This window comes from Bradyrhizobium sp. Ken01 (assembly GCF_055807355.1).
On the sequence record NZ_JBVVPC010000043.1, the window covers coordinates 16,010 to 42,996 of the forward strand.

The window sequence follows — 26,987 nt, forward strand, 5'->3', positions numbered from 1 at the left end:
CTTGTCCGCTTCTGTCCTCTTTCATAACATTTGCCGGCGCGCGAACTCGGCGAACAGGCCCTTGGCTTCGCTCAGTTCGTCGAACGTTCCGCTCTGCTGCACCTTTCCCTCGCTCAGCACGATGATGCGATCGGCCTGCCGGACCGTGCTAAGCCGGTGCGCGATTACGAGCCGCGTGACATTCAGTGCCCCGAGAGATTCGCTGACGATCGACTGCGAGCGGTTGTCGAGCGAACTGGTCGCTTCATCGAATAGCAGAATGCGAGGCCGACGGGCGACGGCACGGGCAATCATGATGCGCTGGCGCTGTCCGCCCGAAAGGGTGTTGACCCCTTCTGCAATCACTGTGTGCATGCCCATCGGCATTTTCTTGATGTCGGCATCGAGGCCAGCCATCCGTGCCGCTGTCCAGGCCTGATCGAGCGGCAGCGGCTGGCCGCCGCATATGTTCTCGAAGATGCTGCCGGTGGCAAGACGGCCGTTCTGCAGAACAACGCCCAACTGTCGTCGGACTGCGCTTACGTCAAGCGTATCGAGTGCCTTGCCGTCGAAGAATATCGCGCCCATCTCAGGCTTTTCGAAGCCGAGCAGCAACCGGAACAAACTGGATTTACCGCTGCCGGAAGGTCCAACCACGGCAACGTATTCACCGGCAGCGATACGAAGCGTCATGTTATCGATCACCAATGGCCCGTTCGCGATGTAGCGAAAGGTCACTCGGGAAAACTCGACAGCACCGGACAGCGCGCCCGGCGGCTTACGATCATCCGCGAGTTCGACCTCCGCGGTCACCAGCGGCCGCATGCGGATAATGTGGGGGATGGCCACCAGCGAAGCGCTGACGCCATTAGCCCACATGCCGACGCCAGCCATCGCTTGGCCAAAGGCCGCCAGAAAGGCGAGAAAGGCGCCGAAATCCTGCAGCAGCGTGTTGTGGTTGAAAGCGGCATAGCCAAACAGGATCAGTGTGGCGATAGTCGGGTAGGAACCTTCGAACAGCGAGAGCGCATTGGCGGCACGTTGGGAGGCGATGAAGTGCCGCTTTTGAACCGCAAATTGTCGTGACCAGACCGCCATGGCGCGAACGCCCGCGGCCGCGACGCGCAGTTTGCCGATGCTGCCGAGAATTTGCAGTACAAAGCCTTCCACTTTGCCCTGCATGTTGAACTGTTGAGTTTCCTGATAGACGCGCAGCCCGCTCGTGCCGATAATTGCGACCGCCCGCACCAGCAGCAGGGCCATCGCGATGAGCGCGAGGCGCGCGTCGTAGACAAGCATGAGCATCAGACTGAACCAGGAGAACAGTCCGGCCATCAGGCTACGCAGCGTCTGACCGGTAAGGACGCGCCGAACGGCGTCGATGCCAAGCGCGCGGCTGACGAAGTCGCCGACGGTATAATCACGAAATAATGACGCCGGCAATTTCAGCAGCCGATCGATCACTGCAGCCTGCAATCGCCAGTCGATCAGACCCTCCAGGCGGAGCATCGCGGTGCCTTCCATCAGCTGAAGTCCGGCTCCCCCGATCGCGGTGACGGCCAGCGCGACGGCGCAAAATGCCAGCTGGTCAATCTCGGTACGCGGGATTACAGAACTGACGAGCGCCTGCATAATCAGGGGCGTCACCAGCGACAGCAGCCCGATCGCCGTAATGGCCAGCGCGACCCGTTTGATGTCACCGCGCACGAACCGCAACGAAAACAACAGCAGATCACGAAACTTAAGTTTGGAGGATGGCAACGTTGGATAGAAGGTGGCGGCCTCCGGGTCGAGGTCTTGTGCTAGCGCATGATCGACGGAGCGCTCGTTACCGTTCTCCGGCCCCACCATGACGTAACGCCCCTTACTCCAGAGCAGCGCCACGGGATCCCGCGAAGGCCCGAACCAGCCCAGCATGTGCCCCGCATCCCGCCGCCACCAGTCCCGGCGGAGCTGGGTACGGCGGACGCGGAGTCGCGATGCCCGGGCGATCTCGATCACGTCTTCATAGGTCCGCTGTTGCGATAACCGCGTAGGCGGCGCTTGGATCTGCACGTGGAGGTCCTGGGTCGCAGCTCTGCAACAAGCCAGCAGCGGATCCTCGGAAAAGCTGATCGACTTGACTTTGATCGGCGCCGTTGGACAAACAATGACCGCGGACAGGCGCTCGATCATCTCGGCGGCACGCGAGCGAGTCAGCTCCTGCCTGCGATCGAGTCGCTCCCGTTCGGCCCTGGGGACCACGTACAGCTGCTCGCGCAGGCAAGCGGCCGCGACGAGGTGAAATTGCTCGAGCACCGCGTGCAACTGGGGCCCGGCAAGGTTACCTGCATTCAGAAGCGTGCATGACTCCTCGCCGGCCTCAACCCACATCCCTGACGAAAGCGGGACCGGCGGCCCGCCGGGCCGAAACCGCGGCTCCTGGCCCATCAGTCGCGCGCTTCCATCTATCAGGGATAGAAACAGGACATTGCGGGCCGGTCCTCTCCGCCTTTCGCCGGAGCCCATCTCAATCGCCAAGGGGCCTGTCGCCTCCGGCATGTCCCAGCTGGGATAGGCACCTGCGATCAGCCGCGACAGCCTGATCACCCAGCCCCGCAACGCATCGTCACTGCAACCGGCGCAGCCGGTGACGAGGACCTCGGCGCCTGCGCTCCCGATAGCAACCATTCGGATCAACGGATCACTACCATCAAGCACGTCGGCGAACATCGAGCCCTGCTCTATCCGGAACAGATGCTGGCGGTGCGTTGTCTGCGCGCCACCTGAGGTCCCAATTGTAAAAACGTCGACGTGACCCGAGACGACTTGCAAAATACGGCCACGCCGGTCGAGTGTCACCGGCTGCCGGGTGTCCAGGATCACCCGCTCACCCTGCACGAACGGCGACGTCAAGGCGTCCAGAGTTTGAGGCGTGAGCGAAATCGGCTGGTTCATTGCTGCGCCACCAGCTGACTGTACGCCCCGTTCATGGCCAACAGCTGCTCATGGGTGCCCCGCTCGACCATCTTGCCCTGCTGAAGCACGATAATCTCGTCGCAATCACGGATCGTGCTCAGGCGATGGGCGATGATGACGCAGGTGCACCCGCGGCGACGCAGCTGGTCGTCGATCGCCTTTTCGGTGATGGGATCGAGAGCGGCTGTTGCCTCATCAAGCACGACCACCGACGGGTTGGACACAAGCGCGCGCGCGATCTCGATGCGCTGGCGCTGCCCGCCGCTGAAGTTGGTCCCGCTTTCGTTGACATAGCAATCATAGTTGCCGATGCGGGTGGCGATCTCCTCGTGTACCGCGGCATCCTTCAGCGCCTGTGAGATCTCAGGCTCCGGAATGGTCGAGTCCCACAAGGTCAAGTTCTCGCGCGCCGTCCCTTCGAACAGGAAAATGTCCTGGTCGACATAGGAGATCGAATTAGCAAACACGTCGCGGGGGATCTCCGATAAGGCCCGCGCGTCGATGCGAATTTCGCCCGACCAGGGCTTGTAGAGTCCGCAGATCAGTCGACCGAGCGTCGACTTGCCGCTGCCAGACGGACCAACGAGCGCGACTCGCCTGCCGGGCTCGACAGTGATCGACAGCCCGGAAATTAGCGGCGGCTCGAGAATCGAGTAGCCGAACACGATATCCCGCAACTCGACGCGGCCGATCAGCTTCGCGGGAAACTCTCGATCCGCGCTACTCTCTGCCTGTGCTTCGACGGGATAATTGTAGACGTCCTCCAAACGCTGAAGTCCGCCCTTGATCGTCTGCAGGCTGCTGATCTGACTGACGAGATTCGTTATCGGCGCCGAGAAGCTCGACATCAGGGATTGAAACGCGACCAGCCCACCGAGCGTGAGCCATCCTTCGATCACACGCAGGCCGCCGATCCCGAGCACGGCAGCAATCGTGAGGCCCGAAAGCAGGGTCGGCAGCATCTCAAGCATGTTCGAAGACAGGCCAAGTTCCTGATCAGCATTCAAGGTCTTCGCCTGGATGCCGGCCCAGCTCGCAAACGCATCGTCCTCCAGCCCCGAAGCCTTCAATGTTTCGATGGTCCGAACCGCGCCTATGGTACTTGCGACGAGCTTACCCCGCTCCATTGCGAGGCTGCTGCTGACGTCTTCGCGCCGCTGACCGATGAATTGAAGAGCTACGAGATTGAGGATTGCGGAGCAGACCACGATAGAAGTGAGCAGCAGGTCGTAAATCGCCATCACGAGGCCGAAGAAGACCACCGAGACGAGACTTAGGGCGTTGGTTACGACACCTTCGGAGAGCAGGCGTGAGATCTGCTCGTTTGTGGCAACGCGAGTCGCGATGTCGCCGGCGTGGCGCTGGGCGAAAAAATCCATCGGCAGCGATATGACATGCGCAAGAAACCGGCTGATCATGACGACCGCCATCTTGGTCTGTAGGCGCAGGAGCAGGGACTGCTGCAGACCGGCGATCAGCGCCCGGGCAATTGCCGTTCCGGCCATGCCAATCAGCAGCGGCTTGAGCCAGCTCTCGTTGTTCTGAATCAGAATTTCGTCGACAAAGATCTTGGAAAATCCCGGGATCACGAGGCCCGGAATGATTAAAGCGAGACTGACCGCGATCACCAGGGCAAGCGGGCCACGTGAGCCGCGCAATTCTCGTAGCAGAAGCTGGAAGCCTTTTGGCTTGCTTCCTATTTTGCGGAACGCTTCGGTTGGCTCCATGGCCAGCGCTACACCGGTGAAGCAGCGGTCGAGCTCAGCGATGTCCACGAGACGACGACCAACTGCTGGGTCATTGATCGAGACTCGGTCACCGTCAATCCCCTCAAGCACCACGAAATGATTGAAATTCCAGTGAATGATGCACGGCATCGGCAGTTCGTGCAGCGTCGATACTTCCTTGCGGAAGCCTTTTGCCGCGAGGCCGAGCTTCAGCGCAGCCTTGACGATGTTGCTCGCCTTGCTCCCGTCGCGCGAAACTCCGCAAGCAACGCGCAATCTCTCGAGCGGAATCCATGCGCCGTAATGGGCCAACACCATCGCGAGCGCGGCGGCACCGCACTCCACTGCTTCCATCTGCAGGATGGTTGGGGTCCGCCTGATAGGTCCACGACCGAACCACCCTCGAATGTTTCGAAACATCAACCAACTATCTCTTCGACAAATGTTTACCCGGAAATGCCCGTGAGCCGTTTGAACATCGGAATGATCAATTCGACAGGACGCCGCTCTCGGGTCGTGATCTCCGCTTTGGTCAACGTCCCGCTGGTCAACCGGACGGCAGGTCCCTTGCCCACAGCCCAGCGATATCCGCTCACAGTGCTGTCATCTCGCCGCAGGCGCACGGTCGCCGCGTAAGGCGCACTGTTCTTAGAGAACTGCGTGACAAGACTGTCATTGTGCAGGACGGCGGACATGCCCTGCGGAGTCATGGGGAAGTCCGAAATTGACTGGACCGTGCCGACCATGGTGCCGAACTCCTCGCGCTTGACCGTGCGTGGCTCCAGGCGGACTTCCATGCCGAGTTTGACGCTCTTGCCCTTGTCGGCCGGTACGTAGATGATCGCGTCCAGCGCCGACCCTTCGGTTTCGACCTCCAGGACCTGGGTCCCGACATTCAGTACCGAGCCAGGCGACACCTTGATCTCCAGCACTCGTCCCTCGATCGGGCTGCTTACGGAGGTGTCGCGCCCCAAATCGCTGGCAAGCTTTTCGACAGTCCGCCGCGCCTCGTTGACACGGTACTGGGACTGCTCAATCTCCCGCTGGCGCTGCGTTTCAAGATCGGTCTTTTGAGCCTTCAGCTTGAGAATTTCGTTCTTGGTGTCTTCCTTGCGCTGCTGCGCATCCTGCAATTCGCGGCGACGGTCCTCGACGTTGCGCCGAGTGGTGTAACCTTTGGCAAGCAGCCCCTCGAGATTTGCAAGATCACTGGTGAGGTAGGCTATGCGCTGATCTGTCGCCATGATGATCTGCACGAATGCCTCTTCCAGCTTGGCGAAGTTCTGAGTCTTAAGCTCCAGCTCGGCGGCAGTCTTGGCTTTAAGCGCTTCATGCTCGCTGTCGCGTTCGCGGCGGACTTCAATCGCATCGCGATAGCGCTGCTCAACCTCTGTCTGGCTGACCTTTGCTATCACTTGTCCTTTCGTGACGCGATCTCCGACGGCGACTTCGATCGATGCGAGGCGGCCGGCGGCGCCCGAAACGGCATCCACTACGCGTCCTTCACTGCTGACGAAGATTCCTTCGGCCTGCGCCCGGGTCGGCAGACGTCCAAAGAAACCCCACGTGACCGCCGTGCCGACCCCCAGCAGAACCACGGCGGCCATGATCCAGTCGAACGGCCGCGTGATCGTGACAAGATGATCGAGTTGTTCGAGCGATGTCGCACGTTCCAGAGCGACGGCGCGAAATGTCTTGCTTGGCTGATCGCTCATCGAACCGGTCCGCTTTGCCGCCGCGTGCTCAAGACCGGGATTCGACTCAGATCAGCCCAGCCGGATCTTTGCGATGCTCCTCGTGGCAAAACTATACAGGAGGGTCGGCCATGCTGACTAGCATCAACTTCTTCAGGGCCCGCTGCTCTTCAGCAACTTGAAGGTTGGACGGGCACTGGTGCGACAACAAGCGCTCGCCTATACTAGCTCGACGACTTTTTTAGCGGTCATCCGAGATGCCTCCTGCCGTCAGTTTCGCCCGTCGCACCCGAGCAAGGTTCGTGACACGGACCGCAACCGCCGTCATTATCGCTCTGCTTTCGACTGCTGCGTTGCAGCATGTAGCGCAAGCCCGGGTTCTGACCCAGGCTGACCTGGAGCGGATCTCCTCGATCAAGCAGCTGTCCACCGACGTGATGACAGACATCGCCATGATCTCGCGGCGGCCTGACCTGTCGCAGACCGACGGCGACTGCATTCGATCGACCTTGCGAAGTCTGACGCAGATCGCGGGTGAGCTGCAGAGCTACGAATATCTGATCACCATCGAGAGCAATCTGAAGGACTTCGACGACGATGCCCTTCGCGGCGTGCTGCGCTTTGCCGTTGACAACGCCCTGAAGATTCTCGAAACAGAACGCCAGCGCCTTTCAGACGTGCCCGATCAATGCGCGCGCAGCCAATTATCGGCTGACAAGGCGCGGCAGGCCAAGCAGTTCATTGAGAGTACACAGGCGGTCCTGAGATCCCTTCAACCACGTCTGTGACGAGCACGCGAGACGCGGGTGATTATTGCGCATGCAAGTAACATTGATTTTCCCGCCAGCGACCGACCCGCGGGCCCCTCATCTCGGATTGCCTTACCTTGCCGCAGTTCTGCGTCGGGCCGGGGTTCCCACCCGCCTGATCGATGCGGACATCGGTGGCTTGATGGCCGTGCTGCACGCGGACGCGATCCAACGACATCTGACAAGCTTCCGAGGTGGTCGACCGAGCGGGATGGACCCAGCCACGATGTCGCGCCTGCTCACCCGTAGCGAGGCGCTCGTCGAGACCATTCCGCGCGCGTTCGCAACCCTGCGCGATCCCGTCGAGTTTTACGACGCTCACCTCTTCCGGGCGGCCCGCGCCCGGTTGCAGGATGGTCTTGATCTTGCCAGTGCGGCCGCGGGGCGGCCAGTCCACTACAGTCTTTGTCCGATCCGCTACGACATCGATGGCATCGACGAGCAGAGTCTTCCTGACCTGATCGCCGCGACAGGGGACCGATGCGGCAACCTCTTCGATGATTATTGGGAAGAGGAATTGCTGCCGTCAATCGTCGCCGACCAGCCTGACCTTGTCGGCATCTCGATCGTGAACCGGCAGCAGCTTCTGCCGGGGCTCACGCTGGCCCGGCGATTGCGTGAGCGCGGGCTCTTCGTCGTGCTGGGCGGAACAGTGTTCAGCAAGTTTGTAACCAAACTTATGCAAGTCCCTGACTTCTTCGCGCATTTCGCGGATGGCGTCATAGTTTATGAGGGCGAAGCCGCGATGCTGGAGCTGGTGGAGCAGCTCAGATCAGGCCGCGACTTTTCCCGGGTGCCGAATTTTGTATATGTCAGCGAGGGCCGGACGCGCCTCGGGCGTACCCATGTCGAAGATGTCGACGAACTGCCGGCGCCGGATTTTGATGGTTTCCCTCTGCAGGACTACCTCACTCCAGTGCCGGTGCTACCGATCCTCGTAGGCAAAGGATGCTATTTTAACGAATGCAAGTTCTGCGACATTCCGTTCATCAATAGCGTGTCGAAGAAACCTTACCGAGTCCGGAGTCCTGAGAAGATCGCTCAGGACATCGTCGATCTAAGCAATCGGTTCGGCTGTCGGCATTTCGAGATCACGGACGAGGCGTTGCCGCCCAAACTGCTGGACAAACTGGCAGATGCGCTCGCGCCGCATGAGGCACGACAATTTTCGTTCACTGGTTACGCTCGGCTCGAACCCGGATTTACAGCGCTTCTCTGCGAGAAGCTAGCCCGCATGGGCATGCGCAAGCTCTTCTTCGGGCTTGAATCCGGCGATCAGACCACCCTCGATCACATGACAAAGGGAGTGCGTATCGAGCATGTGCGGCCTGTCCTGAAGCACTGCCGCGATGCCGGCATCCTGTTTCATATCTTTTCGATCATCGGCTTCCCCGAGGAGACCGAGGAGCGTGCGCGCAACACGCTCCGCTTCTTCGAAGAGAACGTCGACGTCATCGACCATCCAGGTAATAGTTTCGACATTCATCCCTTCGGTCTCGAACTGCGCACCGAGTATTTCGCCAATGCCGCTCGGCTTGGCCTTGAGATCCCTGCGACCGCGCTCGACAAGGAGTTCGTGATTGGAGTTCGTAGTGAGTGGTCCAATACGAGAGGGCTTCGGTCTGAAGAGGTGGTCCGGCTCGTCAGCGAGTACAGCGGGACGCTGCGCCGAATCTACTCGCGCTTTCACAACAGCGACCTGCACCTGTGGCCGGGTTTCGAGGAGTTTTCGGTCCTCTATGCCGACCGATATGCGGGGCGCGAATTTCCATTTCGAACTACACTCCCCGCGGATAACGACCCGTCGCTGTTCACGCTTGTGTGGTGTCCTGACGTTTTGGTGGAGAGGAATACCGACAAAATTCGTGTGATCTCCAGATCGAAGGTCGCGACGTTGTCGGAGCGCGCGTTCGATCTGCTCGGTTCCGGGCAGCCGAGCACCGCCCAGGAATTCGTCTCGGCGGCCCTCGCACTGAACCTCGCGGGGACGGGCGAGCAAGCGTGCGAGACCCTCAGACGCATGGTCGACGAGCTGATCCGAGCCAACTTGCTGCAGCTCAAGCTGGTACGAGAGCCCGATCGCGACCTATCTCTATTCGATCAAAATCGTGCAAAGCCGAGCATGGCGAATAGGCGTCTGAGTGGGAGCGTTAACGAGACCACATGAGCGGGATGATCGAAGCTCTTGAGATTGCTCGGGCTCAGCTGGGCGACATCTGCACGGCGGCAGGTCTGATCGATCAGCGCGAAGAAGTCGTTGCTCTCTTTGAAAACCTCTGCGTGAGCGCGGGCCTGGAGCGCCTGCCAATGCCACCACGCTGGTCCGGCGTAACCGACGATTGCACTCCGATCGAGTTTTCGACATCGTTCGATGCCGACGGCACGCGGGTCCGTTTTTTGATTGAGGCGCAGGACCCTCTGCCTTCGCCGCAAACATACTGGAGCGCAGGCAAACGGCTTTCGGAGCAGATGGCGCACGGCTGCCCCGCCAGTCTCGAACTGATCGAAGCTCTCGGCAACGTGTTTCGGCCGACTGATCCAAATGCCCTGTTTGCGATGTGGCACGCCGTCGACTACCGAGAGCATGCTGCGCCTCTCTGCAAAGTCTATTTCAATCCAGCCGCCCAGGGGCGGGAGGCGAGCGCCAGGGTGGTCGCGACCGCTCTTGAGCTGTTGGGAGTCGGCCACGGCGTCCACGCTTTGCTGCCAGAGCTGCGCGGCGACCCGATCACCCATTTCGCGGTGGATCTCGTCTCCGCCGCGAAGGCGCGCGCGAAAATCTACTTTCGTCATTTTCGTACCACGCCAAGCGTATTCGATTCGCGCGCCGAACGCATGGGCATCCGAGAGGGGCTGTCCTTTGCCGACGCCTGCCGGATTGTTTGTGGCTCAACCGCTCCTCTGTACCAGCGCCCAGTGATGACCTGCTATCACTTGACGGCCGCAGGGCGATCGAGCCCGTCGGCCATGACAATGTATTTGCCCCTTTACCCGTATTGCTCTGATGATCGAATAGCAGCTCGGCGAATCGCAACGCTGCTTGAGGAGGCGGGCCTGCACGCCGACGCCTACCGTCCCGTCGTCGACGCTCTGATGCGAGGCCGCGGCGTCGCGAACGGCCTCCACACCTATGTCGGCTTCCGGCGGAGCATCACTGGAGAGCGCGGTCAGCAGATCACCAGCTACTTCAATCCCAGCTTTTTCCAGCCGCGCTACGGGCGGCTAGCTCTAGATCCAGATTGCTTCTGGCCGTCAGCGGTGCGGCTCAGCTGAATGCGTCAATGCCCAGCGGCGGCAACCCGGCCGAGATTTTGCTGGTCGTCCGGGCTCTTGAACTGGCTGCCATATTTGAGGAAGCGGGCCCGCAGTTCATCGCGCTCCTCCTGCGTGTATCCGCCCCGTTCGCAGGCCCAGTCATTGTAGGGGAACGTCAATGGGCCACTCACAGATTTGCCGCAGGCGGAGCGTTTGTCCAGCGCGAGATCGTGGACCTGCTTGAGCCTCGAATCGCTGCCGGTAATCGCGCGCAGCCACGTGTTGCCGAATGCCACATGCGTGATTTCGTCGAGCGTCACGAATTCAAACAGCAGACTTGTGGCCTCGTCGCCGCCAAACCTCAATTGCTGCGCTTGCCAGATCGCGCCGTCCACGCCTATCCACTCGCCGACACGCTGCTGCACAGCCAGACTGACGTCGACCGGCTCGTTAGCAGCCATTTCCCAGAGAGCGTAGGAGATAGCGTAGGCACCGAGATGACCGCCCAGTTCGAGCAGCCTCTTCCGGAATGCTTCCGCATGCCTCGCTTCGTCCCAACACTGGCGAGCCATGTCGATGACGAACTGCCACGGCATCGTCGGAAACTCAATGATCATCCTGCTGCATGCCTCGATGGTCGACAGCTCGAGATCAGTATAGAACACGTGTAGCAACTTGACCGTATCGGTCAGGTTCGGATTAGCCGCGGCTTCAGAGAAGCGCCGGTCGCGGGCCGGACGAAATGGCATTCCCCGCGACAGCAGGTCGGGCGCTGGATATTGCTCACGCTCCAAGTCCGGAAAAGCCTGGCAAACCTCTCGGTACGCCACCTCCGCCTGCTCTCTGATCAGCGTGATCCCGGCAACCAGGTCTTCAAGGATGCGTATCGTTGGTTCGTCAGCAATGATGCCGGTGCGCCGGGCGTGATCAGACATTGATGCCTGAAGAGCAGGCAACACCTGCTGATAAAGTACGGTCATCTTGTCTGGGCTTCGCAGCGCAGCATGGCAGACGCTGAAATCATCCGCCGCTCGAGGCGAAGTTATCTTGCGAGGATCGATGTCGACAGCCAGTTCGGCCAGGCGCAATCGCAGGCGCTCTGCAGCCTGGATCGCCCAGTACAGATGTCGGCCGAACAACGTCTTCAGCTCAGCTTCCGGTGTTGTGATCGCCCAAAGCGCCAGCACGTCTGCAATGCGCACACATCGGCCGACATGATCTTTCGTCCTCTCGACGGTCTCAGCAACACGCATTGCCTGTCTCCCATGAGCTATGAAACGACGTGAGCGAAGTGACACGGGCTCTTGGCCCTGCTGACTCGGCGTCCGCGATGAATGACTGCGGTGTCCGAGACCCAACGGAAATCTGATAGTGACTACGTCAACCGACTAAGTTTCTGGTTAGGCTACTTCATCGATCTTTTTCTGTCCATGAACGATGCCGACGTGGATGTTCCGGATGCTGCACTGCATTTCGCATTAGCGCTTGCTGATCGGGAGCTTTCATGACGTCACAGTCGCGTCACATGCGCTCGTATTGCCAATCCCAAGCCGTTAGACTAGCCTTCTCCTGGGGATTTCACTTTCGTTGATTGCAAAGGAGACGTAACATGGCTGATCAGAAGCCCGATGGTCTGTTCATCACCGATGATGCTGGAAACGTTTACTACCTTCGCCCCGAGATCCTCGCGCAGGCCAAGATGCCGGATGAGGACGTCAAGAAGCTGAAAGAGGAAGTCGCTGTGCTCAGCAAGAGCAAGCAGGACCAGGAGCTTAGTATTGACGATCTGAACACGGTGGCTGGAGGTATCAATTTTCCGGCCGCGACTCATGTTCACATCGCGCAGAACGTTTCCGCCGTCGCCATGGCCGCTGTCTCTCCGAAGCTCGATCTCAGCAAGGTCGCGACGTCGACCGTGATGTGTCCCTGGTAATTCGGACTTTGCGGAAAAAGTTCGAGCTACTTACTGAATAGCTCGCAGAGTCCTTGGCCCTTTGCAAATAAGGGTTGAGAGCTCTGCGAAATTCACTGTCGTGAGCCCGGTGCGCGCGCATCTTGTTGTATTTGCGACCTGCGTTTCTCTGCTGGTGGCAAGGTCATCCGCCTGGTACGGCCGAAAAATTCCGAAATTTCATATGGTCTGAAGAGCATGTTCCGTGTGGCGCTCATCTATCCTCCCGGAGGGGATCCGAGAGCTCCCAGACTTCCGCTGCCCGCCCTCGCAGCTGCCCTGCGCCCAGCAGGCATTCACGTATCCCTTTTTGATCTCGATATCGAGGGCGTGCTTTATCTGCTGCGTCCGGAACGACTAATTGAATGCGGCGAGCTATTGGCGCGCAAGGCGGCGCACTCGGTGTCCAGCCGTCGCCGCCTGCTTGAGCCAACCGCGCGGCGCGCACCTGAGTTGGCCGAAACGATCCAGGACGCTGTTGCTACGCTGCGCGATCCAGAGCGGTTTTGTAATCCGGTCCTGCTTAATCAGGCACGAGAACGGCTCTACAATGCACTCGATCTCGCCTCGCTCGCCCTTGAGCGCAATGTCCGCTACCAGACCGAGATCCTGCGATACGACGTAGAGGGCATCGACCCGACCAAGCTCTCTGATCTGCTTCAGGTCACGGCTGACCCCGGGGCCAACCTGTTTCAGGACCACTGGGAAGCCCACGTGTTTCCCAGGCTTGAAGATGGTGACTTCGATCTGATCGGTATTTCGCTGACGCTCCGCTGGCAGATTATGCCAGGTCTTTCAATCGCGAGACAGCTGCGTCGCAAGGGGTTCCGGGTGGTGCTTGGCGGCACCGCGATCGCAAAGGTCTCCCACCGTCTACCGCAGCTGCCGCAGTTCTTCAGTGAATTCGCCGATGCCGTCGTGGTCCGGGAAGGCGAGACTGCCTTGCTCGAGCTAATCAATCAGCTGCAAGGCGCTCACGATCTGAGCAAGGTGCCTAACTTGCTATACCGGGACAACGATAGTATCTGCGAGACACGGCTGCATATCGAGAACTATGCTGCGCTGGCGACGCCGGATTTCGATGGCATGCCGCTCGACAGCTATCTCAGTCCTCATCTCGTTCTTCCGGTCATGGTCGGCAAGGGCTGCTATCACGACGAATGCACGTTCTGCGACATACCCTTCATTAACCGCGTTTCGCCGAAGCGGTACCGCACGCGGCCCGCCGAGAGGCTCGCCTCCGATATCGACGTGCTGGCCGGAAAGTACAACTGCCGCCACTTCCTGCTCGCCGACGAAGCCTTGCCGCCGCGGGTGCTCGATCGGATCGCGGACGCGCTCGAACCGATTGGTCGACCGGATCTTGCGTTTTCCGGATACGCCCGCCTTGAGCCCGGGTTTACGTCACAACTGTGCGAAAAGCTCGCCCGCGCCGGGCTCAGGCGGCTCTATTTCGGGTTGGAGTCGGCGGATCAGAGCACGCTCGACAGTATGCAAAAGGGAATTCGCGTCGAGAACGCGCCGACGGTACTGCGTAACTGCCGCGATGCTGGCATCCGGTTCCACGTATTTTCGATGATTGGCTTTCCGGGAGAAAGCCGCGAGAGTGCGCGCCGAACGATCGCGTTTTTCGCCGATAACTCCGAGCTGTTCGATGATCCCGGCAATTCCTTCGACATTCACGAGCTGGAGGTCCTGACAGATACGCCGTACTTCTCCGAACCCGAGACGTATGGCATTCGGATCGACATGGCGACCCAGGACCGCGACTTTCTGTTCGGAGTCGGCAAGAATTGGGAGAACACCAGGGGTCTGTCGCGTGCCGAGATCACCGAACTGCTGGGTGAAGCCAGCGATACGATCGGGCCGCGTTTTGCGCGTTACCACGCATGGCCTCCAGTGCTCTGGCCTGCCCAGGAGGAGTGGTCTCTGATTTATGCGGATCGATACCATGCAAATGGCTTCCCTCATCGGGTCAGCGTGCCGGATCGTCGCGACGGTTCACGCTACCGGCTAGTCTGGAACCGTGCAGCCATCATCGAGCATGACGGCGACCAATGCACCGTGACATCGAGGCGAAGCAGCGTGACGATGGATCCGCTGTCATTCAAACGCCTTGGCGAAGATCTGCGCTACCGGCCGGGCCGCGCAATCCTCGCCGACCTCGCCGGCTTTGCAGCAACTCCAGAAATGCGCTCGGAAATGCAAGCACTCGTTCTGAAACTCGTGCGACAGAGATTGCTGGACGTCGTGCCAGATCCCGAGGCGCGGGACGCCTCAGCGCTATGAACACTGATCACGCTGTCAGCGGTCTGATCAAGGCCGCCGATCCGGACGCCGCGCTCACCGAATGCGGCGAGACACTGGCCGTTGTCCGCAAGAAGGTGCTGCTCCGGATTCTGGCTTGTCATGATGCGGAACGCGCCGGCATCCGCCTCACTGAGGCGGACATCGCCACAGCTTCGGCGAACTTTCGGCGATCTTTCGGGCTCGAGAGCGAGGACGAGTTCACTGCATGGCTGCTGAAACGGAAGCTCTCCCGGAAGGCATTCGCCAAGGCGATGCACGACTTCACGCTGGTGTGCGCGCTCGAAAAGGCCTATGCGCCGCAAATCGATGCACTGGTCCATGAGCAGATCGCTGTGAGTACGGCGCGGCTTCGGTCGGTCGAATGAACCCGTCCCGCAAACCGCGGCTTCGCGACGCACCGCTTGCCAAGGAATGGGTGCAGCTAAATGTCGCACTAGCGCGTCAGGATGGTTCGGCCTTGGCGGCGGCTCGATTTGTTCTTCGCGCGATCGCAGATTTGCCGGCGCGATATCGCCCCGGTTTTTTCTTCCAACGGAAGCCGCCTGATCTGCGGCTTCGCTTTTTTGGCGACCGCGCTGCGCTGGCGGCAACACTTCGTCCTTTGCTGCGACAGGCAAAATCCAGAGGCCACATCCTGCGTCATTTCTGCAGCACGTACGAGCCGGAGTATAGACAGTTCGGTGGCCCGCAATGCATGAAGGCGGTTCATGCCTATTGCAACCTCGATAGCCTTCTGTGGATCAAGCGTGATCGCCTTGTCGATGAAGGCATGTTGCGCGATGAACAAACTTCACTCGTCGAGGCCGTGCTCGCCGACCTGTTCCGGCGCGTACTGGCCGATCGCGCCGAAATTTGGGACGCCTGGTGCAATCTGGCCGAAATGGTCGATGCAAGGACGAGTGCTGACGATGCGGCCGCGCTTCCACCTTCTCTGGAAAGGATGCAGGCAATGAGCTCTTCTGGCGAAGCGAGAATCGTCACAAACTATCAACAGGCCAATGCAGCTCTGGCAGCCGGATTGTCGCGGGCGTGGCAGGTCGGTCGCATGACATGTGGCGTAAGATCAATCCTGCCAGTTATCGCGCTGTTCACCCTGAATCGCCACGGCTACGATCAGGCCCGTCTCGCAGCGCTGTCCCAAGCCATGGCGGCAGCATGGAACCCGAAGCACCAGATGCGAGGTGCGGCTCCGGAGCTAGGGGGGCGAGATGAGTCCCTGTTAAGCGGCGCAATCATGCAGTCGCGGAGTATGAATCGGTAATGCCTGGGCACCAGGCGGATGCTGCAGGGAAGGCCAGCACGAAAGCGCGGCCACTTGGACCTGCCATTCTGCGAGTTGCTGCGTGGCCGATCGATACTCTGGAGGTTCTGCGCTCCCCAAATCACTCCTCGCGTATCGATCGGTGGATCGCGCATGAGGGTGAGATCCAGCGAACCAGCAGGTTGCTGGCAGCGCAACTACGCGAGCTGATCCCGAACATGGAGCAGCGCAAGGCTCGAAGCGCGGCACTGTCGTTGAAGCGAGCCCTGACGCGGACCTGCGGACCGTTGCCGCCACGGCTGAGCCAATCAGTGCTGCAGAATGCGGCCATTCCCGCAGCGCTCAGACGGGCTCTGCTGGATGATGCCGGCGAGCGGGAACGGCACGCGGCTGAGCGTGCCAACATCGAAGAGGCTCATTCCGCGGAGTTGGACCGCGCAGGCGCAGCGCTCGACAACATTGTGCAGGAGAGGGGTTTTCAGCGAGCGCTGTGCGTTGCCAGCGCGTCACTCTTCGACCAGTTCCGGAAGGCTCAGTGCGCAACCCCGAGCCGACGAAGCCGACAGCGCCTGCAGAGCGTGATGCATCGTTATCTTATGCGCGCCATCGGCCGGGCGACGCCGAACGGACTTTGGGCCGGCGTGGCGGTGGAGGCCCTCGCTGAGAACGCACAAGCTCCTATTGAGGTGAGGCCCGCACCTTCAATCGTCCGCATCAGTCCGGTGCTATCCGTCTTCCTGCGCGCTCTCGCGCACCTCAATCGAACCCGACCGGGGATCGAGCAGCTGACATGGCGCCGCAATCCGACGCTTCGGCGGATCGCCGATGCGAAATGGGAATTCGGAACGTTTTCAAGCGGCTTCTGGGTGGCGGGACAAATTGCTGACAACGCTGCCCTGGATGTTCTGCTGAAGAAATTCGACGCGACGGAGCGGCCGCTGCTGCAAGAGATCGAGCGTGCCCTCTGCGCGAGCATCACCGGGGTAACTCCGTCTCTCGCCCGAACCATCTGCGAAAGCTGGGTCGAGGCGGGTATCCTGTGGTCGAGCGCGAGCCTGCCTCCGTTCTTCTCCGATACGTGGCAGGCGCTTCAAGCCATCATACGAATGCTGCCTAACAACGAAGCCGAGCTGTGGAAGGCAAGCGTCTCCGCGTTGCGATCGATTGCCGACCGTATCGAATCTGATATGGAGACGATGGAACCCGACGCTCTGCGCAACCAGTTTGATGCGGCGCACGGTCTCGTTAAGAACCTGCTTGGGCGGTACTCCGCCGAACTACGACCCAATGAGCACGTGCTGGCGCTCGACCAGACCGCCCCATTCTGCTTTTCCCTCTCCCATAGGCTCTCAGATCAGCTTGCACGTCAGCTGCGCGATTACTGGGCCTTCGATCGATATGGGCTTGGCGAGATCGAAACCCGCGTTTCGATTTTCCATTTCTTCGACGCTGCGGCCGATACGCGGGTGCCCCTTAGCGAATTCCTTAGCCGTGGCGCGGAGAGCGACCCGGCCCAGCGGGCATGGTCATGGCAGGACAGAGTCTTGCCACGTGCTGTTGGCGGTTTCGAAGCTGCGGCGCGGTTGGCCTTCGACCGCTGGGAGCGGGAGATTGAACCGGTGTCGGCGCAACGGGTTTACCGCCTTCTCGGCCATGACCCGCGCGGCCGGCTGAACGCATTGCCGCCAGGGTCCGCCCTGCTGCTGCTTGCCTTTCCGTCGAAGAGTGGAGCCACGCCGGTCCGTATCGGAGGCATCACGCCGGAACCATGCTTTTTCCACTCGCGCTTCGCCCATTTGTTCGGAAGTGACGATCCCTTCCCAACCTGGCATCGCGCCGGTGTTGCAAGAGCCGCAGACCAATGGCCGCTCGATTTTCGCGATCTTGCGATCCGCAATCACCTCAATTCCAATGTCACCGCGCGCCCACCATCCACTTTGCCGCTGGCTGATCCGCTTGACGCGGATGATGGGCTCCTGTCGTGCGGATTGATCTCATTCAATCACCGCGGCCGACCAACGCTGACCCTCGCAGGAACGGATCGTCATATCATCGCCTCGGCTCGATCCGCCGCCTATCTCGGCGGGCTCGACCGAATCGCGTCGGTGCTTGCGTCGGTGTCGTTCTTTCTCGGCCGACCTCCCCTGATGGCGCCGATTCCGAGGCTGAATCGCGAAATAGAGGCCTGGCATCACCTTCCGCGTTTGTTGCTCGATGACGCGGTTATCAGCCCGGAGCGATGGACCCCAAACTCGCACTTCGGAACGGCGCTATCTCAGGCGCGCGGCGCCGAGCGGCTGATCGTGTGGCGTCGATTCGTACAGGCCAATGCCCTTCCAGATCTCGTCTATACGTTCCAGGGCGGTCAACAGACTGAAAGTTTGTTAGCCACCGACAGTGCACTGGCGGTGGAGTTGCTGGGTCAGGAGTTGCAGGCTCATGGGCCGACTTTGCGTATTCAGGAGTTATGGCCCCAGCCCAATGATTTCGTGGTGTTCGATCGACAGGGTCGCCGTTATGTCGCAGAGTTGGCGGTACCGTGGCATGCCGATGATGCGTTCTGGGACGACTATTCGTCGGACGGATCGAAATCACCGGCTGGCTCGGCCGCCTGAAGAGAATGGCTTATTAGAAGCTGGAGCGGCAGTTCGCGCTCGACTCCGATACCATGAAGATTGGCGAGGCGGTCCACGAGCAGTTCGCCGATGAGATAGTCGCGCAGCATCTGCTCTGACACGCCGTGTCGCGTCATCCAGCGCACCGCGGCATCGGTGTCCTTTACAGCGAAGGCGGACCACAGCGCCGCTGCGCGGTCCGAGATCTCGGCGTCGGTTGGCTCCCAACCCAGCGGCAGCGCCTGCTCCCGCGCGACGAGTCTCAGCAGGGCGGCGCGGCGCAATCGCTCCATAGTCTGCGGTCGCTGATCTTCTGAAATTGCAGGCAGCATCGCTCTGACGTTCTCAAGCGCGATCTGATTGAGGAGGCGCTCAAGGAAAATCGTGTGCTGGAGTTCGAAGCAGGGCTTGTGCGGGCGCCACGGCTTGCTGACCGCCACTTTGATTTGTTCGAGCAGTAGCTGCGCATCCCGCGACTTGAGACTGACGTATCGATTCAGCGCATAATCCTGCCATGTGGCTAGTGCGTTTGCCTCGTCAGGGTTGGGGTCGGCGATAGCAGCGGCAGCTGATGACCAGCTCCGCTCCGGGAAGGGCAACGACGTTGCAGCGGCGATTATGCGATCTGCCAAATGAGCAGTGAGAATGCCATCTGCTCGGGCTCGCGCGCAGCAATCGCGGATGTCGACCAGAGACTGATTGAGCGGCAGGTAGTCGATACCAGCGGGACCATGTCGTACTGCGACTTCGTCATCGGCGACCAGGGTCTCATCGCTGAACCATTGGAAGATCTGACCGACTCCTATCATGCCAAAAGCGTGCAGTTCGGCCGCGCGGAGAGCGCCCATACTGGCGGCCCCGAAGACGTGCACTCCTTGACTTAGAGCCAAGAGGATTTCTTTGTGCCAGACTGCGGGCACGGTTTCGAAATACCCGTCGATGATGCCGACATATCGGGGTTTGCGCAGCAGCAGCCGCGCCAGATCTCCCTGCTGGATGGGAGGCAGGTAAGTGGCGTCGAGAATCGTCCTGGCATAATCGTGCGACAGGCTTGGCCCCAGGAAGATATAGATCGTCATAACCGGTCGTTCGCCAGCTGCTCGCGGACCCTCGCACCAGGACAATAGGACGACGAATCGGCGGGGCCTTCCAGCCCAGGCACGATCACGCGCACCACCGCCACCGGCATGCCCGGCTTACTGAGATCGACAACCAAGATGTCCAACATTCCAGCCTGCCGCAGCCGTCCGACAACCGATTCCAAAGCTGCGCTCACGCTTGCCGGCGCTTCGTCTGGAACCGAGGCAAACGACCTCATGTGCGAGCGATCCCCCGCCAAGGTGCGAAAGGTCTCGAGCGCCGCGGCATTCTGAGTCTCCCGATACCGCGTTCGCCCCGCATCGTCGCGCGATCCCGCGATGATGGTGAGCCGGCTCTGAGCGGCCTCGGTCAGCGCACGGCACAGCGCAATTTTCCGCGCGAGATGGCAGCCTGCACCGCCGCTCGCTGGCAGCGGATTGGTAACGGGATCGGAAGTCCGGTCATGTAATACGACGCGGATCGTCGCGATTCCCACGTCGCTGGTGACGTCCCAAACAATCGGCTCAATCTCGGCGGCGCGCAGCTTCCGGATAATCTCAGCAGGCTCTTCATCGTCCACGCTGTCGGGGTCGATCCGGCTTGCCGCTTGGCGGGCCGGTGACGCGTAGTGCCACAGAGCGATCGCATCGCGTTCGATCAGTTCGCAAAGGCCGTGCAAGACCGCTTCGTCACCCATATTGCCAGAGGCAAGACCATTCGTGGTGTGCAGAAACGATCCCGCTCCGTCCGGTCGCGGGACGCAGGCATCGGCGTTGACGATCTCCAAGGGGACCCAGACGGTCTGAGCCGTCCCAAGCCGGCGAGCCGGAGTCCAGGCCACTCGCGTCGCGCTGCTGAACACTGAGTGGCGCGCGCGCGGGAGTCGCGCAATGTCGACAGTGTCCCCGGTACTCACGATATCCGTCACATTGGCATGCCGGATCGCGATCTGCGGCGTCTCCGCGTGAGCAAGTTCGAGCGCCTCCATCGCAGCGGAAACCTTCGCGGCATCGGAATCGAGTCCCTTGCCTTGAGATACTGACAAGGTTCGCGCGTTGGGTCTCACGGCAAGCCAGACCGGAACTCCGATTCGGTCGAGTCCGGTGACATCGGCAACCCTGGTTATTCCGAACTCCCGCAGCCAGGGCCTTATTGCCTCCCATGTTTCACGAGGCGGTCGAACACGACAGCCATTTGACAGGACCTGCTCCATTCGGAACTGCTCGCACGGAAAATTGGCCAAACACGTCTTCGGCCCTTGCTCGTAACCAGAGCGTGAGACAACGCCGCACCCCTGTCAATAAGTAGCAACCTGCAGCAAGCTGCCGCGGGCAATCATTGGTTGCGACGGTGCTCGTCACACTTCGGTGCGTCAGGGAGAAAGGGCACGAGCGACGCCACGCGCGCCGACATAGAGAACGACTTTGCTTGGTGCGCGCTCTGGATTCGCGTGACTCAAATCACATAACTCACCACGCGAAGTAGATATTACTCGCCTCGCGCTTAATGTCGCTCAAAGGAGGAGATTGTCACATGACCAAACTATCAAGCGTTGAACATCTTGAACTGACCAATGATGACCTGGACCAGGTTACAGGTGGCATAATCCTGGTGAGCGGATGGCAGCAGCAAATCCTGTTCGGTCGCCCCGGGTCTTTACTTGACCGGGTGGCGCTCAATCCGCAGCCGCTTCCGCCGAAAACCCTGTTCCACTGAGTCGTGATTGCGGGAGGCGGGGGCATCCCCGTTCTCCCGCGTCCACGGCATGAGGACCAAACGACCATAAAAGAGAGCGCTTTGACCGCGCCTTAGTAAGACTGCCTTTCGGTCCTTTGCGCTTGCCCGATTACGGTTGACACCCGTGAGTCGAAATTACCAAGGGGCGCTGCTCGGACGACGTGTATTTGGCATCGGAAGAGCGCTGCTCGTCGCAAGCGAGCATCGAAGCTTCGTGGCCTTCGCCGGCGTAAGTCCAATGCCCAAGAACCGAATGAAGTTTCTGCGTTCCACCGTGTTGGGCCAGCGGCGACCGCTCCGCCGACCCTGACTACGCCCAGCACCCCGGCGACGCCGCGGAGCAACGGCCATCAAAATAGTTTGGATGAGTGCCTTCCGCAGTGCTCCCCGGTTTCAGCCGTCCAGCACAATCGCAAGGAGGTGCCGTTTCCCCAGCATGACGGTCCGGCAACGTCTGGGATAGCGCAGCGATGGAGAGCTTCTTCTCTTCGTTGAAGACCGAGCGCAAACTCTATCGCACCAGGAACGAGGCCAGGGAGATGTGTTCGACTACATTGAGAGGTTCTACAATGCAACCCGACGTCATTCCACGATCGGATACATCAGCCCGTTGAGTTCGCACGCAAGGTGGGATTAGCTTAACCCGGTGTCCATCAAACGGGCAGCAGCTCAGTCGGCCTCCGCAGACTCGCGGTCGGCTTGGCGGCCTAGACACTGCGTAGATGCGGGTGCAAAATGGCATGGGACTCGCCGGCGTGGACCAGATTGTTCTGCTCTTATTCCTTCGATGCCAACGGTCGCGGCGCAGTCGCTCTCTTCCGGCCTGGAGGCCGCGATGACTGACAAGGCTTACGAAACGCAGTCGTTCCGCTACACGGTGACACCGGGGATCTCGTCGCCGATCGCGCTCACCACGGTACCGCACGCGACCTGCACGGTACGACAGACCGGGTCACCCGAATCTCAGCCCGGCTTCAAGGTCTACGCCGATCCGGACGGCATCGCTCGTGTTCACGTCCATCCGTCAGGCGCGTCGCCCGACATTCTCGCATTCGACATCGAGTGCGAAGCGGACGGCAAGATCACGCATTATCGGCTCGATCTGCGTGCGAGCCACGAGCCCTCCGACGACATGCCCGCACCGCCGGAAGACGATGGGCTGCGACGCACGACGTATGGATCGACGCACCCGGCGCTCTCCGACGCCGAGATGCTGCAGATACCGGACGACGACCTTCTGAAGCGTGGATATCCGCATCGTCCCGACCGGGATCAGGTCCCGCGCGCGTTTCAGGCGTGGCGGCGCGTCGTCTCGTCCCCCATCACCGTCATCGAGCCCCATACCGTGAGCCGGCCGGACGTGACGCACGGCAAGGCGGCGGGCGTGCGGAACGGACCGCAGGCCGCGACCAACTGGTGCGGCTTCGAGCTGCTGCGTCCGCTCAAGTTCACGGGCGGTCCCACGGTTGGAGGTGGCGGGATCGGGTTCGATCAGCCGTACGACTGGGTTCATGGGCGATGGCACGTCCCCCAGGTGGTCGGCGAGTTCAATCGGCAGACGTACTCGTCGCTCTGGGTAGGACTGGACGGGGACGGCACCACGGATCTGGTGCAGGCCGGCACCGAGAGCGACAGCATCAGGTACGGCAATGACTTCGTCCAGATCACGCTCTCCACGTTTTATGCCTGGACGGAATTCCTGCCGCAGCAGCCGACCTCGCTCCAGGTGACGAACTTTCCGGTCAGTCCCGGCGACGACATGCTGGTGGAGGTATGGATCGGCAATGCCGGTTCCGGCCCCACGCTGGCGGGGGCGTTTGGTGTGTTCCTGTTGATGAATCTCACCACCGGCATCACCACGAGGGTCTACACACCGGTCGCCGGAACGCGTGTGGGTGGCGGCGAAGCGGTGTGGATCATCGAACGTCCAACGCTAAACATCCCCGCGTCCGGCATATTTGGTCCCAGCACTCAGTTGCCTGATCTGGCCAACTTTGGATCAGCGGTGATGTCCGAGGCCTACGCGCGGAAAGCGAACAGCCCGCGAGGCCAGGGCTACGTGTCGTACTTCGGAACGCGGACCAGGCAGGTCAGCATGGTCGGCAAGAGCGGCGACACATTGTAGACGGTGACGCCGATCGACGCCTACTCGATGCGGTACGACTGGAAGTCGTTCAGCTGAATGGGGCGCGATGGGCGCGTCTATAGCTCTGGTCCGGGTTCTCACGCCCACGGTCGCTAAGGCATAGGACTACGGGAACATGTGTGACATCTATCACACATGGCGTGCAAGAATTCTTCGTGTCATGGAGTGGCGGAGATATTCGGACTGCTGGCGCTCCTCTCATTTTGCATCCGCGCGGACGAAGCACTCGCGATCTTCCTATCAGGAGCGACGGCAGCCGCTGAGGCGCCCCAGCGGCGATGAAGCGTTCGTCTGACTGATAAGGTTTGTGGCCAAACCTTATCAGCCTGCATCCAACCGTCTGAGCATTCTCTTATCGATCGCTCTTTCAAGACCTCACATGCTTTCTCGACAGGCGTGCTCAGTAGGCGCGCGCGAAGTCACCCTCCTGCTTGATATCAGTGAAGACAGGATAGCGCGGTTTCCAGGCCGTGCCCTTGGCCGTGGTCAGCTGGCTGAGCCGTTCGAGCACGTTGAGACCGTCCTTGCGCAGACTTGCAGACACCGCGGCGCGATCCGGAAAATTCTTTAGAACGGCGTCGAGCCAGATCGTGCGGCCCGCCAGGAAGCCGCTCGCCCCTGCAGCATAAGAGTAGTCGAGCACGCGTTCGAATTTCTCCGGCGCAGCGCCGCCCGACAGCAGCACCCAAGGAATGTTGCGCTCGCGGCAGATATCGCCGATTGCATCAAACTCCTTCTGCGCGGCCTTGGCTGCCCCGCTGCCGTCACTGGCCGGCAGACCGTTGGCCGCGACAGGGCTCTCCAGCTTGAGGAGATCGACGCCATATTCCGGCTTGGCAAACTCGCGCACGCTGTCGATGACCAGACCGGGAAGCTTGCCCGGCGATTCGACGTAGTCAGCGGTGTGATTGGCGCTGCCCAGGAACGGATAAACCAGCAGCTCGAGAACATAGGGAATGTCGTGGCGGGCGCAGTCCTCGCCGATCTCGCGCACAAACTTCTTCTGGTGTTCGTTCACCGCGGCATCGGCGTCTGGCCGATACCAGGCCAGTACCTTGACGGCGTCACCGCCCATGGCGCGGATCTTCTCCACACTCCAGTTGGTGATCGCCCGCGACTTGCGACCGCCCGCGGTCTCCTCGACGCGGTGCTCTTCCAGCGTCATGATCAGGCCGCAGCGCGGCGGCAGCAGATCGATCGCGGCGGGCACGGCAAAGTTCGGGTCGAACAGCATCGAGCTGCAGTGCGGCGCGAGATTCTCGACCAGAAGACGCTTGGCCGCCGTGACGTCGGAATACTCGACCTGGTCCCGCGTGATGCCCTTTGCTTTCGCGATGGCATCGAACAAGGGCGGCCGCTGGTCCAGCGCGACCATTCGAAAATGGCCGTCCGCGTCAGCAAGCCGCGCCAGGCCGCGGTTCTTTCCAATCGTTCTCATGGCTTCGTCCTCATGAATGCAAGACACTCGTTGATGTCGGGGATTCCGTTGCGGCCGCCAGCGTGGCGGCATTTCATGGCAGCCGTCGCCGCCGAAAACGCCATGGCGGCGCGCACGTCCAGGCCGGCGCCGATCGCCAGAGCATAGGCGCCGTGAAAAACATCGCCCGCACCTGTGGTGTCGACGACCTCGACGGCGTAGGCGACCTGCCGCTGCAGATGGCCGTTCTGGTACCAGCTCACGCCGCCCTCACCACGCGTGACGGCGATGACGCGGCAGCCAAAGCGAACGAGGGCTGCGAGAGATTTATCATCGGCGGAGCCGGCAAAGGCGGTAAGCGCGGGCTCGGAGAAGATGGCGTGATCGGTTAGGGGCAGCAGCCGCTCGAACACTTCGGCATCGGCCATGTCGCCGTCGAGCACCGTCGGAACGCCGCGCGAGCGTGCCTCGCGGTACAGCGTTGCGGCGCCCTCGACCCAGCGCGGGTCGGCCAGCACGGAGGATGCGCGGCCGACCGCTTCGAGTGGAAGCCAATCCGCGGATTCAGGAAAAAGGCCGCGGAAGTTCACGATCTGCCGCTCGCCGCTGCTGTCGACGATAATTCCGGAGACAGAGGAGCGGCCATCGGGAAACAGCCGGAAATTCCCGACGTCGACGCCTTCGGCGGCGAAGGCGGACTTCATCTCGTGGCCGGCGGCATCATTCCCTGCCCGCCCCCAGAACGCGACGGACGCGCCGAGCTTCGCCACCGCCACGCTCGCATTGGCGGCCATGCCGCCGCCCAGCGTGCCGTACGCAGCAGCTTTGATCTTCTCGCTTCCACCCGCGAACGGCCGATCGACGCGCCAAACCTGGTCCAGCGCAGAGAGCCCAAGGCAGATCACGTGCACGGGCCTGGCCTTGGACCCGACGTCAGCCAGCGCAAAGAGATCGCCGATGTTGGCTAACGTACTCACCGGAGGACCTGTCCGTTGGTGGCATCGAACAGATGCGTCTTGCCAGGCTGCGGGCGCAGCGCGAGGCGATCGCCGACTTTCGGTCGCAGCGACGGGTCGATCCGCGCAATCGCGGAGACACCTGCGAGATCAAAATGGATTAGCGTATCGGAGCCGAGCGGCTCGACCAGCTTGACCTCGATGGCAATGCCATCGGCAGCATTGGTGGCGACAGTGAAATGTTCGGGACGAATGCCGAGTATGGCATTGCCGGCCTGGCGCAGACTACTCGCGGTCTCGCCGTCCACCGGCACGGCCGTCCCACCTTGCGAGAGGATTGCGCAGTCGTCGTGCCACTCGACCGCGAAGAAATTCATGGCGGGCGAGCCGATGAAGCCGGCGACGAACTGGTTGGCGGGTCGCTCGTAGACCGTCTCCGGCGTGTCGTATTGCTGGATCGTGCCGCTCTGGAGCACCACGATGCGGTCGGCCATGGTCATGGCCTCGATCTGGTCATGGGTGACAAAGACCATGGTGGTCTTCAATTGCTGCGAGAGTGCCTTGATCTCGGCCCGCACCTGCCCGCGCAGCTTGGCGTCGAGGTTGGACAGCGGCTCGTCGAACAGGAACGCCTTGGGATTGCGCACGATGGCGCGGCCCATGGCGACGCGCTGGCGCTGGCCACCAGACAGCTCCTTCGGCTTGCGGTCGAGATAAGGCTCGATGTGCAAAAGCGCGGCGGCGCGCTTCACCCGCGCGTCGATTTCCGCTTTCGGCGTTCCCCGCAGCTCCAGCGCAAACGACATGTTGTCGTAGACTCGCATGTGTGGATAGAGCGCGTAATCCTGGAACACCATCGCGATATCGCGCTGGGCCGCCTGCACGCCATTCACGCGCTTGTCGCCAATGTAAAGGTCTCCACCCGAAATAGGCTCGAGGCCCGCGATGATGCGCAGCAAGGTCGACTTGCCGCAGCCGGATGGGCCGACGAACACCACGAATTCATGGTCCGCGATCTCCAGATTGAGATCGGGGATCACGGTGAAATTACCGTAGCGCTTGGTGAGATTGCGGATCGAGATCGAGGCCATG

The 26,987-nt window shown here is 61.0% G+C and carries 20 protein-coding genes and 1 pseudogene; 12 read left to right on the plus strand and 9 right to left on the minus strand.

All coding sequences use genetic code 11. From position 1 onward, the window contains the following. Positions 1-21: 21 nt before the first annotated feature. The 3 genes from AC0L3S_RS30655 to AC0L3S_RS30665 are packed head-to-tail and all read right to left on the minus strand — an operon-like array spanning position 22 to position 6,379. Positions 22-2,916 (minus strand): NHLP bacteriocin export ABC transporter permease/ATPase subunit, encoded by a 2,895-nt coding sequence (locus AC0L3S_RS30655; RefSeq protein WP_473283347.1) that lies wholly within the window; start codon positions 2,914-2,916, stop codon positions 22-24. Next, entirely contained in the window at positions 2,913-5,084 is a 2,172-nt protein-coding gene (locus AC0L3S_RS30660; RefSeq protein WP_473283350.1) for an NHLP family bacteriocin export ABC transporter peptidase/permease/ATPase subunit, read from the minus strand. The genes AC0L3S_RS30655 and AC0L3S_RS30660 overlap by 4 nt, the downstream gene beginning before the upstream one ends. Before the next feature lie 26 nt (positions 5,085-5,110). Next, a complete protein-coding gene (locus AC0L3S_RS30665; protein ID WP_473283353.1) occupies positions 5,111-6,379 on the minus strand; it encodes an NHLP bacteriocin system secretion protein in 1,269 nt (422 codons plus the stop codon). 281 nt (positions 6,380-6,660) lie between these two features. Here AC0L3S_RS30665 and AC0L3S_RS30670 point away from each other — a divergent pair, with 281 nt between their 5' ends. The 3 genes from AC0L3S_RS30670 to AC0L3S_RS30680 are packed head-to-tail and all read left to right on the plus strand — an operon-like array spanning position 6,661 to position 10,440. Then, positions 6,661-7,146, plus strand: coding sequence for a hypothetical protein (locus AC0L3S_RS30670; RefSeq protein ID WP_473283356.1), 486 nt, complete (start codon positions 6,661-6,663; stop codon positions 7,144-7,146). Positions 7,147-7,177: 31 nt separating this feature from the next. Beyond that, positions 7,178-9,334 carry a B12-binding domain-containing radical SAM protein gene (locus AC0L3S_RS30675; RefSeq protein WP_473283358.1) on the plus strand — a complete coding sequence of 719 codons (2,157 nt, stop codon included), beginning with the start codon at positions 7,178-7,180 and terminating at the stop codon, positions 9,332-9,334. After that, entirely contained in the window at positions 9,331-10,440 is a 1,110-nt protein-coding gene (locus tag AC0L3S_RS30680; RefSeq protein ID WP_473283360.1) for a tryptophan dimethylallyltransferase family protein, read from the plus strand. The genes AC0L3S_RS30675 and AC0L3S_RS30680 overlap by 4 nt, the downstream gene beginning before the upstream one ends. Positions 10,441-10,445: 5 nt before the next feature. Here the strand turns inward: AC0L3S_RS30680 and AC0L3S_RS30685 are convergent, their stop codons facing one another. Continuing rightward, positions 10,446-11,675 carry a DUF455 family protein gene (locus AC0L3S_RS30685; RefSeq protein WP_473283362.1) on the minus strand — a complete coding sequence of 410 codons (1,230 nt, stop codon included), beginning with the start codon at positions 11,673-11,675 and terminating at the stop codon, positions 10,446-10,448. Positions 11,676-11,765: 90 nt separating this feature from the next. Between AC0L3S_RS30685 and AC0L3S_RS30690 the strand changes: the two genes are divergently transcribed. The 6 genes from AC0L3S_RS30690 to AC0L3S_RS30715 all read left to right on the plus strand — a co-directional run bounded on the left by AC0L3S_RS30690 (position 11,766) and on the right by AC0L3S_RS30715 (position 18,559). Further along, positions 11,766-11,930 carry a hypothetical protein gene (locus AC0L3S_RS30690; RefSeq protein ID WP_473283364.1) on the plus strand — a complete coding sequence of 55 codons (165 nt, stop codon included), beginning with the start codon at positions 11,766-11,768 and terminating at the stop codon, positions 11,928-11,930. 101 nt (positions 11,931-12,031) lie between these two features. Then, entirely contained in the window at positions 12,032-12,355 is a 324-nt protein-coding gene (locus AC0L3S_RS30695; RefSeq protein ID WP_473283367.1) for a hypothetical protein, read from the plus strand. Positions 12,356-12,571: 216 nt separating this feature from the next. Then, a complete protein-coding gene (locus AC0L3S_RS30700) occupies positions 12,572-14,662 on the plus strand; it encodes a B12-binding domain-containing radical SAM protein (RefSeq protein WP_473283369.1) in 2,091 nt (696 codons plus the stop codon). Then, the gene (locus tag AC0L3S_RS30705) at positions 14,659-15,048 is read left to right on the plus strand and encodes a hypothetical protein (RefSeq protein WP_473283371.1); all 390 of its coding nucleotides are present in this window, start codon (positions 14,659-14,661) and stop codon (positions 15,046-15,048) included. Before AC0L3S_RS30700 ends, AC0L3S_RS30705 begins: the two co-directional genes overlap by 4 nt. After that, entirely contained in the window at positions 15,045-15,944 is a 900-nt protein-coding gene (locus AC0L3S_RS30710) for a thiopeptide-type bacteriocin biosynthesis protein (RefSeq protein WP_473283373.1), read from the plus strand. Before AC0L3S_RS30705 ends, AC0L3S_RS30710 begins: the two co-directional genes overlap by 4 nt. Before the next feature lie 182 nt (positions 15,945-16,126). Further along, entirely contained in the window at positions 16,127-18,559 is a 2,433-nt protein-coding gene (locus tag AC0L3S_RS30715) for a lantibiotic dehydratase (RefSeq protein WP_473283375.1), read from the plus strand. Here the strand turns inward: AC0L3S_RS30715 and AC0L3S_RS30720 are convergent. After that, complete coding sequence (locus tag AC0L3S_RS30720; protein WP_473283377.1) at positions 18,514-19,638, minus strand: TfuA-like protein; 1,125 nt, start codon at positions 19,636-19,638, stop codon at positions 18,514-18,516. The two genes, AC0L3S_RS30715 and AC0L3S_RS30720, sit on opposite strands and share 46 nt — an antisense overlap. After that, entirely contained in the window at positions 19,635-20,852 is a 1,218-nt protein-coding gene (locus tag AC0L3S_RS30725; RefSeq protein ID WP_473283379.1) for a YcaO-like family protein, read from the minus strand. Before AC0L3S_RS30725 ends, AC0L3S_RS30720 begins: the two co-directional genes overlap by 4 nt. A gap of 320 nt (positions 20,853-21,172) precedes the next feature. Between AC0L3S_RS30725 and AC0L3S_RS30730 the strand changes: the two genes are divergently transcribed. The 3 genes and pseudogenes from AC0L3S_RS30730 (at position 21,173) to AC0L3S_RS30740 (ending at position 23,501) form a co-directional block, all read left to right on the plus strand. Continuing rightward, positions 21,173-21,355 (plus strand): hypothetical protein, encoded by a 183-nt coding sequence (locus AC0L3S_RS30730; protein WP_473283381.1) that lies wholly within the window; start codon positions 21,173-21,175, stop codon positions 21,353-21,355. A gap of 461 nt (positions 21,356-21,816) precedes the next feature. After that, positions 21,817-22,013, plus strand: a pseudogene (locus tag AC0L3S_RS30735) (IS3 family transposase); the annotation flags it as partial. A gap of 198 nt (positions 22,014-22,211) precedes the next feature. Further along, a complete protein-coding gene (locus AC0L3S_RS30740) occupies positions 22,212-23,501 on the plus strand; it encodes a G1 family glutamic endopeptidase (protein ID WP_473283383.1) in 1,290 nt (429 codons plus the stop codon). Between the two features lie 421 nt (positions 23,502-23,922). Here AC0L3S_RS30740 and AC0L3S_RS30745 read toward each other — a convergent pair whose 3' ends face one another. From AC0L3S_RS30745 to AC0L3S_RS30755, 3 genes are read right to left on the minus strand one after another with little or no spacing between them, the layout of a single operon-like run. After that, complete coding sequence (locus AC0L3S_RS30745; RefSeq protein ID WP_027519166.1) at positions 23,923-24,960, minus strand: tagatose 1,6-diphosphate aldolase; 1,038 nt, start codon at positions 24,958-24,960, stop codon at positions 23,923-23,925. After that, a complete protein-coding gene (locus AC0L3S_RS30750) occupies positions 24,957-25,916 on the minus strand; it encodes a sugar kinase (protein WP_473283386.1) in 960 nt (319 codons plus the stop codon). The genes AC0L3S_RS30745 and AC0L3S_RS30750 overlap by 4 nt, the downstream gene beginning before the upstream one ends. Beyond that, positions 25,913-26,986: an ABC transporter ATP-binding protein gene (locus AC0L3S_RS30755; protein WP_473283388.1), complete on the minus strand. Its 1,074-nt coding sequence runs from the start codon at positions 26,984-26,986 to the stop codon at positions 25,913-25,915. Before AC0L3S_RS30755 ends, AC0L3S_RS30750 begins: the two co-directional genes overlap by 4 nt. Position 26,987: the final 1 nt, after the last annotated feature.

Coding starts and splice junctions, on each gene's coding strand:
- AC0L3S_RS30655 (WP_473283347.1), bottom strand. CDS start 2,916: ATGAACCAGCCGATTTCGCTCACGCCTCAAACTCTGGACGCCTTGACG.
- AC0L3S_RS30660 (WP_473283350.1), bottom strand. CDS start 5,084: ATGTTTCGAAACATTCGAGGGTGGTTCGGTCGTGGACCTATCAGGCGG.
- AC0L3S_RS30665 (WP_473283353.1), bottom strand. CDS start 6,379: ATGAGCGATCAGCCAAGCAAGACATTTCGCGCCGTCGCTCTGGAACGT.
- AC0L3S_RS30675 (WP_473283358.1), top strand. CDS start 7,178: ATGCAAGTAACATTGATTTTCCCGCCAGCGACCGACCCGCGGGCCCCT.
- AC0L3S_RS30680 (WP_473283360.1), top strand. CDS start 9,331: ATGAGCGGGATGATCGAAGCTCTTGAGATTGCTCGGGCTCAGCTGGGC.
- AC0L3S_RS30685 (WP_473283362.1), bottom strand. CDS start 11,675: ATGCGTGTTGCTGAGACCGTCGAGAGGACGAAAGATCATGTCGGCCGA.
- AC0L3S_RS30695 (WP_473283367.1), top strand. CDS start 12,032: ATGGCTGATCAGAAGCCCGATGGTCTGTTCATCACCGATGATGCTGGA.
- AC0L3S_RS30700 (WP_473283369.1), top strand. CDS start 12,572: ATGTTCCGTGTGGCGCTCATCTATCCTCCCGGAGGGGATCCGAGAGCT.
- AC0L3S_RS30705 (WP_473283371.1), top strand. CDS start 14,659: ATGAACACTGATCACGCTGTCAGCGGTCTGATCAAGGCCGCCGATCCG.
- AC0L3S_RS30710 (WP_473283373.1), top strand. CDS start 15,045: ATGAACCCGTCCCGCAAACCGCGGCTTCGCGACGCACCGCTTGCCAAG.
- AC0L3S_RS30720 (WP_473283377.1), bottom strand. CDS start 19,638: ATGACGATCTATATCTTCCTGGGGCCAAGCCTGTCGCACGATTATGCC.
- AC0L3S_RS30725 (WP_473283379.1), bottom strand. CDS start 20,852: ATGGAGCAGGTCCTGTCAAATGGCTGTCGTGTTCGACCGCCTCGTGAA.
- AC0L3S_RS30730 (WP_473283381.1), top strand. CDS start 21,173: ATGACCAAACTATCAAGCGTTGAACATCTTGAACTGACCAATGATGAC.
- AC0L3S_RS30740 (WP_473283383.1), top strand. CDS start 22,212: ATGACTGACAAGGCTTACGAAACGCAGTCGTTCCGCTACACGGTGACA.
- AC0L3S_RS30745 (WP_027519166.1), bottom strand. CDS start 24,960: ATGAGAACGATTGGAAAGAACCGCGGCCTGGCGCGGCTTGCTGACGCG.
- AC0L3S_RS30755 (WP_473283388.1), bottom strand. CDS start 26,986: ATGGCCTCGATCTCGATCCGCAATCTCACCAAGCGCTACGGTAATTTC.